Below are 14,912 nucleotides of genomic sequence, written 5' to 3' on the forward strand. Positions count from 1 at the left end.
CGTGCTAGGGCGCCGGAATGTCGACGTAGTGCTGAATGATCGGCGCCATCCAGTTCACGATGTCCTGGTGCGTCATATCGATGACGGGGCTGAGTCGCAGAATGTAGCGGCCGACGGCAAATCCGATCATCTGGGCGCCGATCAGCGCGGCCCGCTCCGCGGCGTGATCGGCTAAGAGCGCCTCGAATGCGGGCAGGGACTGGTCGGTGAAGATCTCGACCATGCGCAGTCTGGCCTCTTCGTTGGATACCGCGGCGCGCAGCAGCGCCACCATGGTGTCGTCCACCTCCCAGCGCTCCAGGAAGTGCTGAACGATGACTGTGCCCAGCTCTTTGTGGGGTACGTCGCTCAGTTCGGGGAGGCATAGATCGAAGTTGGCGGCGGCCGCGAACAACTTGCCCTTATTGCCGTAGTACCGCATGACCAGTGATGGGTCGATGCCCGCGGTTGCGGCGATGGCCCGGATGGTGGCCTTCTCGTAGCCGACGCTGGCGAATTGCTCCTGAGCAGCCTCGAGGATGGCCGCGCGGGTGGCGTCCGATCGCCGAGGTTCGGGGGGCATGCGCTGAGCTTAGGCCAACGAGTGTTGACATTTGCAGTGCCCTCGCGTGTTGCTCGCCCGATGGCCCGGACACCTCGATATGCTGATCGAACAACTGTTCTACAGCGAGAGGGCTGGCACGTGCGAGTAATGGGAGTCGACCCGGGTCTCACTCGGTGCGGTCTGTCCATGGTTGAGGCATCTTCGGGCCGCAAGGTGGTGGCGCTGGATGTCGATGTCGTGCGCACCCCCGCCAATCAAGCTCTGCCGCAACGACTTCTAGCGATCAGCGAGGTCGTCGAACACTGGATGGACACCCATCGACCCGATGTGATCGCCATCGAGCGCGTCTTCGCTCAGCAGAACGTGTCCACCGTGATGGGCACCGCTCAAGCCGGCGGGGTGATCGCGCTTTGTGCCGCCAAACGGGGGATCGAGGTGTATTTCCACACGCCGTCGGAGGTCAAGGCTGCGGTCACCGGCAACGGGCGGGCAGATAAATCCCAAGTGACCGCAATGGTCACCCGCATCCTCAACCTGCAGACCGCACCGAAGCCCGCCGACGCCGCCGATGCACTGGCCCTGGCAATCTGTCACTGCTGGCGTGCGCCCATGCTGGCGAGAATGGCCAAAGCGGAAGCGGCGGCGGAAGCGCAACGGAAGGCCTTCGCGGCGCGGATGAAAGCGGCGGTTCGGTGATGGCCGGCCGGCGCGAAGAACGGAGTGCGGCGTGATTGCATCGGTCAACGGCGAGGTCATCGACATCGCGCTCGATCACGTGGTGATCGAGGCTGCCGGGGTGGGATACCGCGTCAACGCCACCCCTGCGACGCTCTCGACGCTGCGGCGCGGCACCCAGATGCGGCTGATCACGGCGATGATTGTCCGCGAAGATTCGATGACGCTCTATGGCTTCACCGACACCGATGCCCGCGACCTGTTTCTGACGCTGCTCGGTGTCTCCGGTGTGGGGCCCAAGATCGCCATGGCCACCCTTGCGGTCTACGACGCGCCCACCCTGCGGCAGGCGTTGGCCGACGGGGATGTCGCCGCGCTGACCCGTGTGCCCGGCATCGGTAAGCGTGGCGCCGAGCGTCTGGTGCTGGAGTTGCGTGAGAAGGTGGCAGTCGCGCCCGGCGGATCCACCGAGCTGGGCCGCGGCACCGCGTCGCTGGTGCGCACCCAGGTCATCGAGGCGCTCATCGGCCTCGGGTTCGCTGCCAAACAAGCCGAACAAGCCACCGATACCGTTCTGGCCCAAGATGATCGGGGCGAGGCACCCACGGATGTTTCCGGCGTGCTGCGATCGGCGTTGGGGCTGCTGGGTAAGACGCGATGAGTTCTTACGACGAGTTCGGCCACCTCGACAGCGGTGAGGACGACGGTTTCGACGACGCCCCCATGTCCGGTGCCCTCACCGTCGGGGAGAACGACGTAGACGCGGGGTTGCGCCCGAAATCGCTGCGCGAGTTCATCGGTCAGCCGCGCGTACGGGAGCAGCTGGACCTGGTGCTCTCCGGCGCCAAGAACCGCGGCGGCACCCCGGATCACATCCTGTTGTCGGGCCCGCCCGGACTGGGAAAGACTTCCCTGGCCATGATCATCGCCGCCGAGCTGGGCTCCTCGCTGCGGGTGACCTCCGGTCCCGCCTTGGAACGCGCGGGCGACCTGGCGGCGATGCTGAGCAACCTCGTGGAACACGACGTGCTGTTCATCGACGAGATCCACCGCATCGCCCGACCCGCCGAGGAAATGCTGTATCTGGCCATGGAGGACTTCCGGGTCGACGTCGTGGTCGGCAAGGGGCCCGGCGCGACCTCCATCCCCCTGGAAGTGGCGCCGTTCACGCTGGTGGGTGCCACAACACGATCGGGATCGCTGACCGGCCCACTGCGCGACCGGTTCGGTTTCACCGCCCACATGGACTTCTACGAGCCCGACGAGCTCGAACTCGTGTTGGCTCGCTCGGCGGGCATCCTCGGTATCGAGCTGGGAGCCGACGCCGGCACGGAGATCGCGCGGCGGTCACGCGGCACACCGCGTATCGCCAACCGGTTGCTGCGCCGGGTCCGCGATTATGCGGAAGTGCGCGCGGACGGCGTGATCACCGTGGACGTCGCCAAGTCCGCCCTGGCCGTGTACGACGTCGATGAGCTGGGGCTGGACCGCCTGGACCGGGCGGTCCTCTCGGCACTGACCCGCAGTTTCGGCGGCGGCCCGGTCGGCCTGTCGACATTGGCGGTGGCGGTCGGGGAGGAGTCGACCACCGTGGAAGAGGTGTGTGAGCCGTTCCTGGTGCGCGCCGGGATGCTGGCGCGCACACCACGCGGACGAGTGGCGACACCGTTGGCGTGGACCCACCTGGGTCTGACCCCGCCGCCGCAGCTGCTCGGGCAGGCCGGGCTGTTCGAATGACGGGGCACTAGAGCTCCGGCGGGCACGGGGTTCGCGTCGATTCCACAGAGTCGGATGGCACACTGGTGACCTGTCGCGTGCTCATTTCACGCTGACCGCGCTCGACCTCGTGAAGAACCAAACGGAAAGAACCCCGAAAGCCGCCATGGAATCGATCATCGTCTTCTTGCCGCTCATCCTTGTTATGGGCGCATTCCTCTTCTTCGCGAACCGGCGGCAGCGCAAGGCTCTCGACGCCACCATCGAGTTGCATGAGTCTTTGACGATCGGCGACCGGGTACACACCACCTCTGGCCTGCAGGGCACCATCACCGATGTCAATGACGACACGGTGGATCTGGAGATCGCGCCGGGCGTTGTGACCCGCTGGATGAAGCTCGCCATCCGCGACAAGATCGTGGACCAGGACGAAGACGGTACAGACGCCGACGAGGAGACCTCACGCGAGGTCGAGAGCAGCGGGGTCGAGCTGACCAAGGAGTAGCGGCTTTCGCCTGTGCTCCTCAATCCCTGAAAGCCCCCCCGACCCGCCCTCGACAAGCAAGGAGACCGGAGACGTGGCCTCGCCATCGGCCCCTGTGCATCCCATCCGCTACCTGGCTGCCTTCCTGGTGCTGCTCATCGGCGCCTACCTGCTGGTGTTCCTGACCGGCGACAAGCAGCCCAAACCCAAGCTCGGTATCGACCTGCAAGGCGGAACCCGCGTCACCCTGACGGCCCGCACCCCGGACGGTTCCAAGCCGACCAAGGAAGCGTTGACGCAGGCGCAGCAGATCATCAACGCGCGTGTCAACGGTCTCGGTGTATCCGGGTCCGAGGTCATCATCGACGGTGACAACCTCGTCATCACCGTGCCCGGTAACGATGGCAGCGAGGCCCGCAACCTCGGTCAGACCGCCAAGCTCTACATCCGGCCTGTCGTACAGGCAGTGCCGGCGCAGCCCAAGGAAAGCCCGGCAGAGCCCGGTGCGGGCGCGGGCGCGCCTCAGGGACGTCAGCCGGCTCCGGGGAACGAGGCAACGCCGCCGGGACCCGGCGCAGGAAAGTCCACTCCGCCTGCCGCACCGCCGTCGCCGAAACCGCAGCCACGGCCCTATCCGGCGCAGACGACCACGCCGCCAACGCCGCCGCCACCTCCTCCGGCGACGCAGCCCGCGACGCCGAATGCCACAGCGGCTCCCGCTCCTCCCGCCGATCTGCCGCCGAAGCCGGGCAGCGGTGAGGAACGCAAGCAGCTGATCGACTTTGAGAAGCAGATCAGGCAGAGCGAGGACCCGCGGATTCAGATGCTGGCCCTTCAGGTGCAGTCCTCACGCTGCTACGACCCCGACGATCCCCTCGCTGGTAACGACGACCCGAACCTGCCGCTGGTCACCTGCGGTGACGACAGCCAGGGCGGAAAGGCCGCCTACCTGCTGGACAAGTCGATCATCAGCGGTGAGGAGATCAAGGACGCCAGCTCGGGTCTGGATCAGCAGCGCGGTATCTACGTGGTGAGCATGGAATTCAAGCCCACCGGCGCGAAGGTCTGGGCCGACTACACCTCCGCGCACTGGCAGCAGGGCACCCAAACCGCATTCACGTTGGACTCCAAGGTGATCAGTGCGCCGGCTATTCGTGAGCCCATCCCCGGTGGCAAGACCGAGATCAGTGGCCAGTTCACGTCCGCTTCGGCCAAGCAACTCGCCGCCGCGCTCAAGTACGGCTCATTGCCGCTCTCGTTCGAGTCGTCCGATGCCGAAACCGTTTCGGCCACACTCGGATTGACCTCGCTCAAGGCCGGTTTGATCGCCGGTGGCATCGGATTGGCGATCGTGCTGCTGTACTCGCTGATCTACTACCGGGTGCTGGGCCTGCTGACCGCACTGTCCCTGGTGGCCTCCGGGGCCATGGTCTTCGCGATCCTGGTCCTGCTGGGCAGATACATCTCGTACACCCTCGATCTCGCGGGTATCGCCGGTCTGATCATTGGTATCGGCACCACCGCCGACTCGTTCGTGGTGTTCTTCGAACGCATCAAGGACGAGATACGAGAAGGCCGGTCCTACCGTTCGGCGGTGCCGCGCGGTTGGGCGCGTGCCCGTAAGACGATCCTGTCGGGCAACGCGGTGACCCTGTTGGCTGCCGTGGTGCTCTATGTCCTGGCCATCGGACAGGTGAAGGGCTTCGCCTTCACCCTGGGGCTCACCACCATCCTGGATGTCGTGGTGGTCTTCCTGGTGACGTGGCCGCTTGTCTATCTGTCCTCGAAGTCCGCGACCCTGTCCAAGCCCGCATACAACGGGCTGGGCGCGGTCCAGCAGATTGCCCGCGAACGTAAGGCGGCAGCACACGCATGAGCACTAGCAACGGCACAGTGAGCAACGGAAACGGCACCGACAAGGACGTCGTGGACGACACCACCGAAGCAGCGGAAAGCACCGCGAAAGAACCCACGTCGACTGCGATTGAAACCGGCAGCCCCGCACCCGAGCACGGGTTTCTGTACCGCCTGTACACCGGTACCGGCGCCGTCGACGTCGTCGGTAAGCGCAAGCTGTGGTTCGGCATCAGTGGTGCCTTCATGGTCATCGCGATTGTGTCGATCGCCATCAACTGGTTTGCGTTCGGCATCGACTTCAAGGGCGGCACGAAGGTGTCGTTCCCGAAGGGTGAGGCCACCGTCCAGCAGGCCGAGGACGTTTTCAGCCAGGCGCTGGGTCGCGACGCCGAATCGGTGGTCATCACCGGCAGTGGCGCCACCGCCTCGATTCAGATCCGCACGGAGACACTCGACAACGACGAATCCGCCAAGCTTCACAAGGCGCTTTTCGACAAGTTCGCGCCGAAGGGGCCGGACGGTAAGCCGTCCATCAACGCCATCAGCGATTCCACGGTGTCCGGGACCTGGGGCAGCCAGATCACCAATAAGGCGCTGTGGGCGCTGGGCGTGTTCCTGGTGCTCGCCGGCATCTACATCGCCGTCCGCTACGAGCGTTACATGTCGCTGGCCGCGCTGGCCGCGCTGGTCTTCGATCTGCTGGTCACCGCGGGTGTGTACTCGCTGGTGGGCTTCGAGGTCACCCCGGCGACGGTGATCGGTCTGCTGACCATCCTTGGATTCTCCTTGTACGACACCGTGATCGTGTTCGACAAGGTGGAGGAGAACACCCACGGCTTCCAGCACACCTCGCGACGCACGTTCGCCGAACACGCCAACCTGGCCGTGAACCAGACCTTCATGCGTTCCATCAACACCAGCCTTATCTCGGCCATCCCGGTGCTCTCGCTCATCGTGGTCGCCATCTGGCTGCTGGGTGTCGGCACGCTGAAAGACCTGGCACTGGTGCAGCTGGTCGGCATCCTGGTGGGCACGTATTCGTCGATCTTCTTCGCGACACCGCTGCTGGTGGCGTTGCGTGAGCGCACGGATCTTGTTGCGGGCCATACCAAGAAGGTGCTCAGCCGCCGTAAGCCCGACGCCGCACCTCTGGCCGACACGGGTTCGGTAAGCAAGGCCGCCAAGGTGGCAACGTCGGCAACATCCGATGCCGCCACCACCGCAGTGCGTCCCGCCAAACCCAGGCCCGGTGCCCGCCCTCAAGGTAAGCGAAACGCACGGCGGCACTGATGGATTCACGGGGTCCAGCACGGGCCGGGGCAAGACGAATCGCGCGTATCGGCGCCATCGCGACCACGGTGCTGCTCGCGGCGGGGCTATTGACCTCCTGTTGGACCTCGGCGGCGAAAACGCTGGACTACGCCGTCGACGGTCGCCTCATCACGTACAACGTCAATAGCGTCGCGGGTAACGCCTCGGCCGGAGCGCAGGCGTTCAACCGTGTGCTCACCGGTTTCGGCTTCCATGGACCGGACGGTCAGGTGATCGCCGACCACGACTTCGGCTCCGTCGAGGTCGTGGGCCGCATACCGCTGGTGCTCGACTACACCATCAACGAAAAGGCCGTCTACTCCGACGGCAAGCCAGTTACCTGCGAAGACATGGTGCTGTCCTGGTTCGCGCAATCCGGCAGGCTGCCCGATTTCGATGCCGCCAGCACGGCGGGATACGCCGATATCTCCACGGTCGACTGCAAGCCGGGACAGAAGACCGCCCGGGTCACCTTCGCACCCGATCGCGCGTTCACCGACTGGACGCAGTTGTTCACTGCCACAACAATGTTGCCGTGGCATGTGATCGCCGACAAGCTGGGCGGGAACGTCGATCTGATCGGTGCCATCGCCTCCAACGACGTGCCGACGCTGGAGAAGATCGCCGATTTCTGGAACAACCAGTGGAACCTCGGGTCCGATCTGGATCTGGCGAAGTTCCCGTCGTCGGGTCCCTACAAACTCGATGGGTACAACGACGACGGATCCGTGGTGCTCGTCGCCAATGACAAGTGGTGGGGCAACCCGCCGGTGACCAAGCGGGTCACCGTGTGGCCGAGCGGGATCGACGTGCAAAAGCGGCTGTCCGACGGTGATCTGGAGGTGGTCGACGTCGCCGCCGGATCGGCCGGGACCCTCACCGCCCCTGATGGCTTCGTACGCACCGAGGAGCCCGGTTCGGGTGTGGAGCAACTCATCTTCGGTGCCGGCGGATCGGTCGGAGCGCCCGATCTGCGCCGCGCCGTCTCGTTGTGCACGCCGCGCGATGCCATCGCGGGAATCGCCGGGGTGCCGGTGATGAACGCACGGCTGGACAGCAGCATCGGGGACTCGTTCGCATCGGTGGAGGCCGCCGCCGAGGCGGGGCGGTTCATGCACTCGGACCCGATCGCGGCCCGTGCCGCCGCCGCCAACCACCCGTTGATACTCCGCGTGGGGTATCAGGCGCCCAATCCGCGTCGCGCGGCCATCGTGTCCGCCATGGCGCAGGCCTGCGAACCCGCAGGGATCACCGTGCAGGACGTCAGCTCTCCCGAGATCGGGCCACACTCGTTGCGGGACAATCAGGTTGATGCGTTGCTCAGCTCGATCGGTGGTGCTCCCGGAAGTGGGTCGACCGGTTCGTGGCTCATGGATGCGTATGCGCTGCGCTCGCGCGAAGGAAAGAACCCGGCGAACTACGCCAACGGTCAGATCGACGGCATCATTGCCGCGCTGGCGGTGACCACCAACGCCAAGGACCAGAGCCGGCTGCTCGGTGACGCCTCGGCGATCCTGTGGAACGACCTGCCGACGCTGCCGCTGTACCGGCAGCCGCGTGTGTTGATCGCGCCGAAGTCGATGTACGCCGCCACACCGAGCGTGACCCGATGGGGTGCGGGCTGGAACATGGATCGTTGGGTGCTTCCCGCATGACATCTGCGGACGCCGTCACGGCGCTCATCGACAGGCTCACCCGGAAGGTCGCCGACTTCCCCGAACCCGGGGTGCAGTTCAAGGATCTGACGCCGCTGTTCGCGGACGCCGACGGACTGTCGCGCGTCACCGATGCGTTGGCGGAGGCGGCGTCGGGCGCCACGCTCATCGCCGGGATCGATGCGCGTGGCTTTCTGCTCGGGGCCGCCGTGGCGATCCGGCTCGGCGTGGGCGTGCTGGCAGTGCGCAAGGCCGGGAAGTTGCCACCGCCGGTGCATTCGCAGACCTACAAGCTTGAGTACGGCTCCGCGGCGCTGGAGATCCCCGCTGACGGGGTGCAACTCGCCGGCCATCGGGTGGCGATCATCGACGATGTGCTGGCCACCGGGGGAACGCTGGCGGCAACCGCGAGGCTGCTGAGCACGGCCGGAGCCGAAGTGATCAGTGCGGGTGTGGTGCTGGAATTGTCGGATCTGGGTGGCCGTGCGGCCGTGGCGCCGCTGCCATTAACTGCGCTGCGCGCGATCTGAGAGATAATCTATTGCGGTAGGAGGTGAACCGTGGCTGACGAGCACGTGCCCAGCGAGAATCCGGTCGCGGTCGAATCCCTGCCTGCCCTGAACGATCCCGGTCCGGTCACCGAGTCCCTGCGGGTAAGCGGCACCATGAGCGCATCGCGCCGGGTGCGGGCGCGGCTGGCGCGGCGGATGACCGCGCAGCGCGGCGGAGTCAGCCCGGTCCTCGAACCGCTCATCTCCGTCCATCGCGAGTTCTACCCCAAGGCCGACCGGGCGGTGCTGCAGCGTGCCTACGAGGTGGCAGAGAGCCGGCACGCCGAACAATTCCGCAAGTCCGGTGACCCCTACATCACCCATCCGGTCGCCGTGGCGAACATCCTGGCCGAGCTGGGCATGGATACCACCACGCTGGTAGCCGCGATCCTGCACGATACCGTCGAAGACACCGGCTACAGCCTGGAGCAGCTGACCGCCGAATTCGGCACCGAGGTGGCCCACCTCGTGGACGGTGTGACCAAGCTCGACAAGGTGGTGCTGGGCAACGCCGCCGAAGGCGAAACCATCCGCAAGATGATCATCGCCATGGCGCGCGACCCGCGGGTGCTCGTCATCAAGGTGGCCGATCGGCTGCACAACATGCGCACCATGCGGTTCCTGCCGCCCGAGAAACAGGCCCGCAAGGCCCGCGAGACGCTGGAAGTGATTGCCCCGCTGGCGCACCGGCTGGGTATGGCCACCGTCAAGTGGGAGCTCGAAGACCTGTCCTTCGCGATCCTGCACCCCAAGAAGTACGAAGAGATCGTGCGGCTGGTGGCAGACCGGGCACCGTCGCGCGATACCTATCTGGCCAAGGTGCGTGCGGAAATCGTTGCTACCCTTAATGGTTCGCGCATCAGCGCCACTGTCGAGGGGCGTCCCAAGCATTACTGGTCGATCTACCAGAAGATGATCGTCAAGGGTCGCGACTTCGACGATATCCACGACTTGGTGGGTGTGCGCATCTTGTGCGACGAGATTCGCGACTGTTACGCGGCGGTCGGCGTGGTGCACTCGCTGTGGCAGCCCATGGCGGGCCGATTCAAGGACTACATCGCCCAACCACGGTTCGGCGTCTACCAGTCCTTGCACACCACGGTGGTCGGTCCGGAGGGCAAGCCCCTGGAAGTGCAGATCCGCACTCGGGATATGCACCGCACTGCCGAGTACGGCATCGCCGCGCACTGGCGATACAAGGAGGCCAAGGGCCGCAACGCGGTTCCGCCTACCCATGCCGCCGCCGAGATCGACGACATGGCGTGGATGCGTCAGCTGCTCGACTGGCAGCGTGAGGCGGCCGACCCCGGCGAGTTCCTGGAGTCGCTGCGCTACGACCTGGCGGTGCAGGAGATCTTCGTCTTTACCCCTAAGGGCGACGTCATCACCCTGCCTGCCGGTTCGACCCCGGTGGACTTCGCGTACGCGGTGCACACCGAGGTGGGTCACCGTTGCATCGGTGCGCGCGTCAACGGCCGCTTGGTGGCACTGGAACGCAAGCTCGAAAACGGGGAAGTGGTGGAGGTTTTCACCTCCAAGGCCGCCAACGCGGGACCTTCGCGGGACTGGCAGACCTTTGTGGTGTCGCCGCGCGCCAAGGCCAAGATTCGCCAGTGGTTCGCCAAGGAGCGCCGCGAGGAGGCGCTCGAGGCCGGTAAGGATGCCATCGCGCGCGAGGTGCGCCGCGGCGGTCTTCCGTTGCAGCGCTTGGTCAATGGCGAGGGCATGGCCTCGTTGGCCCGAGAGCTGCGCTACCAGGACACCTCACAGCTCTACACCGCGGTCGGCGAGGGGCATGTCTCGGCCCGGCACGTGGTACAGCGTCTTGTCGCACAGCTCGGAGGCGTGGACAGCGCCGAGGAGGAGCTGGCGGAGCGCTCCACCCCGTCGACCATGCCCATCCGGCAGCGGCGTTCCGAGGATGTCGGGGTGGCGGTGCCCGGCGCGCCGGGCGTGCTGACCAAGCTTGCCAAGTGCTGCACCCCGGTACCGGGGGATCAGATTCTCGGATTCGTCACCCGGGGTGGGGGAGTCAGCGTGCACCGCACCGACTGCACCAATGCCGAATCGCTGCAGCAGCAGTCGGAACGGATCATCGAGGTGCACTGGGCGCCATCGGCGTCCTCTGTCTTCCTGGTGGCCATCCAGGTCGAGGCACTGGACCGGCACCGGCTGCTCTCCGATGTGACCCGGGCCCTGGCCGATGAACGAGTGAACATCTTGTCGGCCTCGGTGACCACCTCGAACGACCGGGTTGCCATCAGCCGGTTCACCTTTGAGATGGGCGACCCCAAGCACCTCGGCCATGTCCTCAACGTTGTGCGCAACGTCGAGGGTGTCTACGACGTGTACCGGGTGACCAGCGCCGCCTAACCGCCCGGTTAGGTGCTGAACGCCTTGAGTGCGATCCGGGTGGCCGCGGCGATGGTCGGCTTACCTTTCGTCGACTTCGGATCGTCGGGAATCGCCAGCACCGCAACGACAATCGGCGCACGCCCCGGCGGCCAGATCACCGCGATGTCGTTGGTTTCACCCTTGAACCCGCCGCCGGTCTTGTCGCCGACAGTCCATCCGGCGGGAACTCCGGCGCGGACCGACTGGTCACCGGTGGTGTTGCGCTTCAACCAGTCGGTGAGTAGATCGCGCCCCTGCGCATCCAGCCCTTCGTCGAGGGCCAGCCTGCGCAGGTTGGTCGCCAGCTGCAACGGCGTCGAGGTGTCCAAATCGCCATCGGGGATGTTCAAATCCTCCTCGAGGCGATCCATGCGAGAAACGTTGTCGCCCAGGCTTCGGACGTATTTCTCCGTCTCCTTCGGACCGCCGAGCTCGGCGATCAGCAAATTGGCGCCGGTGTTGTCGCTGTAGCGGATCGTCGCATCACACAACTCCGCAATGGTCATGCCCTCGCCAACGTGCTGGGACGCGATGGGCGCCCACTCCATGACGTCGGCCTGTCTGTACTGAATTCGCTTGTCCAGCAGGCCTGGTTCGCTGAGACGACGGTGCAAGATGGCCGACACGATGAACGTCTTCACCGTCGAGCACATGATGAAACGTTCATTGGCCCGGTGGCTCAGCGTATCACCCGATCCGGTGTCCAATGCGTGCACGCCGAGGCGCCCACCGAAATCATTTTCCAGCGCGGCCAGTTCGGTCGATTTCTGTTGGCGGTCGTCGGCGCGTGAACACCCGACGGCCGCCACACCGACTGCCGAGAGACCACCGACGAGCACCGCGCGACGCGAAATCATGTCAGTCGAGCTGCAGGTCGATGATCTTCACTTCCTGGGCAGGCTCGCCGTCGCTCGAGCCACGTGCGCCCGGCTTGATGCCGTTCTTGGCGATCTTGGCCAGGGTGTCCAGGCCGGTCTTGTCGATGGTGCCGAATTTGGTGTAGTTCGGTGGCAACTTCGAGTCGGCGTACACCATGAAGAACTGACTGCCGTTGGTGTTGGGCCCCGAGTTGGCCATGGCCAGCGTGCCGGCCGGGTAGTCGATGGGGCTGCTGCTCGAATCGCCCGGCGTCACCGGGTACTCGTCAGTGAACTGGTATCCGGGGCCGCCTGTGCCGGTCCCGGTGGGATCACCGCACTGCAGGACCGAAAGCTGGCCGCCACCGGTGATGCGATGGCAGGTGGTGTTGTCGAAGAACCCCTTCTGGGCCAGGCTGACGAAGCTGTTGACGGTGCAGGTGGCCCGCGCGTTATCCAGTTCCAGACCGATGTTGCCCTGGTTGGTCTTCATGCTCATGCTGATCTGCGCCGGGGTGTTAGGGATCTTGCCCGAGCGCGGCGGGTCCACCTTCTTTGCGGCCGAGCCGGCGGCCGGATACGTGCATTCGACCTCGCCGGCCGCCGGGGCAGGCTGCGCCTGCTCGGTCGGCTTATCGCCCTTGTTGATGGCGAACCACGCGGTGATGGCTACGGCAGCTACGACGGCGACGACCGCGACACCGCTGATCGCCCAGATCCGCTGCTTGCGGGCGCGTTCGGCACGGTTCTCCAGCTGTCGTTCCAGCTTGCGCTTGGCAGTCTGACGTCGCTGCTCGTTGGTCGGCACCGTCTCTCCTTCTAGGGCTTCCGTTGAAGAATCAATGAAGAATCTAGGTCGCCAGAGAGTGTGCCAGCCACACCTGAGAGAAGGTGCAGGACCCGCCGCCTAAGCTGGTCGGGTGCTGATCACCGGATTTCCCGCGGGCATGTTCGCCACGAACTGCTACATCGTGGCGCCTCATGAGGGCGGCCCTGCCGTCATTGTCGACCCAGGCCAGGACGCCATCCCCGGCGTCAAGGAGATCCTCGCCGAACACGACCTCACTCCCGCGGCCGTGCTGCTGACGCACGGGCATCTGGATCACACCTGGACGGCGCAGCCGCTTGCCGACGAATACGGGATCCCGGTCTACATCCATCCCGACGACCGCGCGATGCTCGCCGACCCGCTCGCCGGGATCGGCCCGGGGCTGGGCCAGTTCATTCAAGGCCAGGAATTCACCGAGCCCAAGGAGCTCGTCGAGATCGGTGACGGCGACAAACTGGAGCTCGCCGGGATCACGCTCACCGTCGATCACACGCCGGGGCACACCCGCGGCTCCGTCGTCTTCGGTATCGAAGTGGACAGCGACAACGGACCCATTGACGTGGTGTTCAGCGGCGACACCCTCTTCCAGATGTCGATCGGGCGCACCGATCTGCCCGGCGGAAACCATCAGCAGCTGCTCGACTCGATCGCGGCCAAATTACTGACCCGCGACGACTCCACCGTCGTGCTGCCAGGCCATGGCAACGCCACGAGCATCGGCGATGAGCGGCGCGCCAACCCATTCCTCGAGGAAATCCAGTGAGCGAAAAGACTTTTAGCGCCCCCAAGGGCATTCCGGATTACACACCACCCGATTCGGCGCAGTTCCTGGCCGTCCGCGACGGACTGTTGGAGCAGGCACGGCTGGCCGGATACGGCTACATCGAGCTGCCGATCTTCGAGGACACCGGACTGTTCGCCCGCGGGGTGGGCGAGTCCACCGATGTGGTCAGCAAGGAGATGTACACCTTCGCCGATCGTGGTGATCGGTCGGTGACGCTGCGTCCCGAGGGCACGGCGTCGGTGATGCGCGCCGTCATCGAGCACGGACTGGACCGCGGCCAGCTTCCGGCGAAACTTCGTTACGCCGGGCCCTTTTTTCGGTATGAACGCCCGCAAGCGGGCCGCTACCGCCAGCTGCAGCAGGTGGGGGTGGAAGCCATCGGTGTCGACGATCCGGCGTTGGACGCCGAGGTGATCGCGATCGCCGATGCCGGGTACCGCTCCCTGGGCCTGACGGGCTTTCGCCTGGAGATCAGCTCGTTGGGCGACGCCTCCTGTCGCCCGCAATACCGAGAGCTGTTGCAAGAATTCCTCTTCGGCCTGGACCTGGATGCGGCAACGCGGGAACGCGCCCGTATCAACCCCATTCGGGTGCTCGACGACAAGCGACCCGAGGTACGCGAGATGACGGCCAACGCGCCGCTCATGCTCGACCACCTCTCCGAGGAGGCCAAGGCCCACTTCGACCAGGTCCTCGGTCATTTGGACGCGCTGGGGGTGCAGTACGTGGTGAGCCCGCGTCTGGTGCGCGGCCTGGACTACTACACCAAGACCACCTTCGAGTTCGTGCACGACGGGCTGGGCGCGCAATCCGGTATCGGTGGCGGAGGGCGCTACGACGGGCTGATGGCGCAGCTCGGCGGACAGTCGTTGTCGGGTATCGGGTTTGGGCTCGGTGTGGATAGAACTCTGCTCGCGTTGCGCGCCGAGGGTGTCACGGTGGGAGATGGCGGGCGCTGCGAAGTGTTCTGTGTCCCGCTGGGGCAGGACGCCAAATCGGTACTGGTGAAGGTGGCGGCACAGCTGCGGAGCGCGGGGATTCGCACCGATATCGCGTACGGAGATCGCGGACTCAAGGGTGCGATGCGCGGTGCGGACCGTTCGGGTGCCTCGATTGCACTCGTGGCGGGGGATCGGGAAATCGCTGAGGGAAACATCGAGCTCAAGACGCTGGCCGACGGCGTGCAGCAGCCCGTGTCGATCGGTTCGATTGTCGGCGAAGTAACGGCGCGGCTAGCATCGCGGATATGACAGGC

Annotated in this window: 14 protein-coding genes; 11 read left to right on the forward strand and 3 right to left on the reverse strand. The window is 65.5% G+C overall.

What is annotated here, in order from left to right:
- Window positions 1-4 precede the first annotated feature (4 nt).
- Complete coding sequence (locus BKG76_RS20060) at window positions 5-562, reverse strand: TetR/AcrR family transcriptional regulator (RefSeq protein ID WP_070939483.1); 558 nt, start codon at window positions 560-562, stop codon at window positions 5-7.
- Window positions 563-682: 120 nt separating this feature from the next.
- Here BKG76_RS20060 and ruvC point away from each other — a divergent pair, with 120 nt between their 5' ends.
- The 9 genes from ruvC (at window position 683) to BKG76_RS20105 (ending at window position 11,166) form a co-directional block, all read left to right on the forward strand.
- Window positions 683-1,240 carry a crossover junction endodeoxyribonuclease RuvC gene (ruvC, locus tag BKG76_RS20065; RefSeq protein ID WP_070939484.1) on the forward strand — a complete coding sequence of 186 codons (558 nt, stop codon included), beginning with the start codon at window positions 683-685 and terminating at the stop codon, window positions 1,238-1,240.
- A gap of 31 nt (window positions 1,241-1,271) precedes the next feature.
- Window positions 1,272-1,880, forward strand: a complete 609-nt coding sequence (gene ruvA, locus BKG76_RS20070; RefSeq protein ID WP_070939485.1) for a Holliday junction branch migration protein RuvA — start codon at window positions 1,272-1,274, stop codon at window positions 1,878-1,880.
- Between the two features lie 62 nt (window positions 1,881-1,942).
- Complete coding sequence (ruvB, locus tag BKG76_RS20075; protein WP_070940003.1) at window positions 1,943-2,956, forward strand: Holliday junction branch migration DNA helicase RuvB; 1,014 nt, start codon at window positions 1,943-1,945, stop codon at window positions 2,954-2,956.
- 145 nt (window positions 2,957-3,101) lie between these two features.
- Window positions 3,102-3,440 carry a preprotein translocase subunit YajC gene (gene yajC / locus BKG76_RS20080; RefSeq protein ID WP_070939486.1) on the forward strand — a complete coding sequence of 113 codons (339 nt, stop codon included), beginning with the start codon at window positions 3,102-3,104 and terminating at the stop codon, window positions 3,438-3,440.
- Between the two features lie 73 nt (window positions 3,441-3,513).
- On the forward strand, window positions 3,514-5,295 hold the full coding sequence (gene secD / locus BKG76_RS20085) for a protein translocase subunit SecD (protein WP_070939487.1): 1,782 nt from the start codon (window positions 3,514-3,516) through the stop codon (window positions 5,293-5,295).
- Between the two features lie 17 nt (window positions 5,296-5,312).
- On the forward strand, window positions 5,313-6,566 hold the full coding sequence (gene secF, locus BKG76_RS20090) for a protein translocase subunit SecF (protein WP_070940004.1): 1,254 nt from the start codon (window positions 5,313-5,315) through the stop codon (window positions 6,564-6,566).
- On the forward strand, window positions 6,566-8,242 hold the full coding sequence (locus BKG76_RS20095) for an ABC transporter substrate-binding protein (protein WP_070939488.1): 1,677 nt from the start codon (window positions 6,566-6,568) through the stop codon (window positions 8,240-8,242). Before secF ends, BKG76_RS20095 begins: the two co-directional genes overlap by 1 nt.
- Window positions 8,239-8,772 carry an adenine phosphoribosyltransferase gene (locus BKG76_RS20100; RefSeq protein WP_070939489.1) on the forward strand — a complete coding sequence of 178 codons (534 nt, stop codon included), beginning with the start codon at window positions 8,239-8,241 and terminating at the stop codon, window positions 8,770-8,772. Before BKG76_RS20095 ends, BKG76_RS20100 begins: the two co-directional genes overlap by 4 nt.
- Window positions 8,773-8,802: 30 nt before the next feature.
- On the forward strand, window positions 8,803-11,166 hold the full coding sequence (locus BKG76_RS20105; protein WP_070939490.1) for a RelA/SpoT family protein: 2,364 nt from the start codon (window positions 8,803-8,805) through the stop codon (window positions 11,164-11,166).
- An 8-nt stretch (window positions 11,167-11,174) separates the two neighbouring features.
- On the opposite strand, the gene blaMAB is transcribed toward BKG76_RS20105, so the two are convergent.
- Both blaMAB and BKG76_RS20115 read right to left on the reverse strand, forming a co-directional pair.
- Window positions 11,175-12,044: an MAB family class A beta-lactamase gene (blaMAB, locus tag BKG76_RS20110; protein WP_070939491.1), complete on the reverse strand. Its 870-nt coding sequence runs from the start codon at window positions 12,042-12,044 to the stop codon at window positions 11,175-11,177.
- A gap of 1 nt (window position 12,045) precedes the next feature.
- Window positions 12,046-12,852 (reverse strand): peptidylprolyl isomerase, encoded by an 807-nt coding sequence (locus tag BKG76_RS20115; RefSeq protein WP_070939492.1) that lies wholly within the window; start codon window positions 12,850-12,852, stop codon window positions 12,046-12,048.
- A gap of 112 nt (window positions 12,853-12,964) precedes the next feature.
- On the opposite strand from BKG76_RS20115, the gene BKG76_RS20120 reads away from it, so the two are divergent.
- Together BKG76_RS20120 and hisS are read left to right on the forward strand one after the other, a co-directional pair.
- On the forward strand, window positions 12,965-13,636 hold the full coding sequence (locus tag BKG76_RS20120) for an MBL fold metallo-hydrolase (RefSeq protein WP_070939493.1): 672 nt from the start codon (window positions 12,965-12,967) through the stop codon (window positions 13,634-13,636).
- A complete protein-coding gene (gene hisS / locus BKG76_RS20125; RefSeq protein WP_070939494.1) occupies window positions 13,633-14,907 on the forward strand; it encodes a histidine--tRNA ligase in 1,275 nt (424 codons plus the stop codon). Before BKG76_RS20120 ends, hisS begins: the two co-directional genes overlap by 4 nt.
- The last annotated feature ends 5 nt before the right edge of the window (window positions 14,908-14,912 follow it).

The sequence above is a fragment of the Mycobacteroides franklinii genome, from assembly GCF_001853795.1.
GTDB classification, from domain to species: Bacteria; Actinomycetota; Actinomycetes; order Mycobacteriales; family Mycobacteriaceae; genus Mycobacterium; species Mycobacterium franklinii.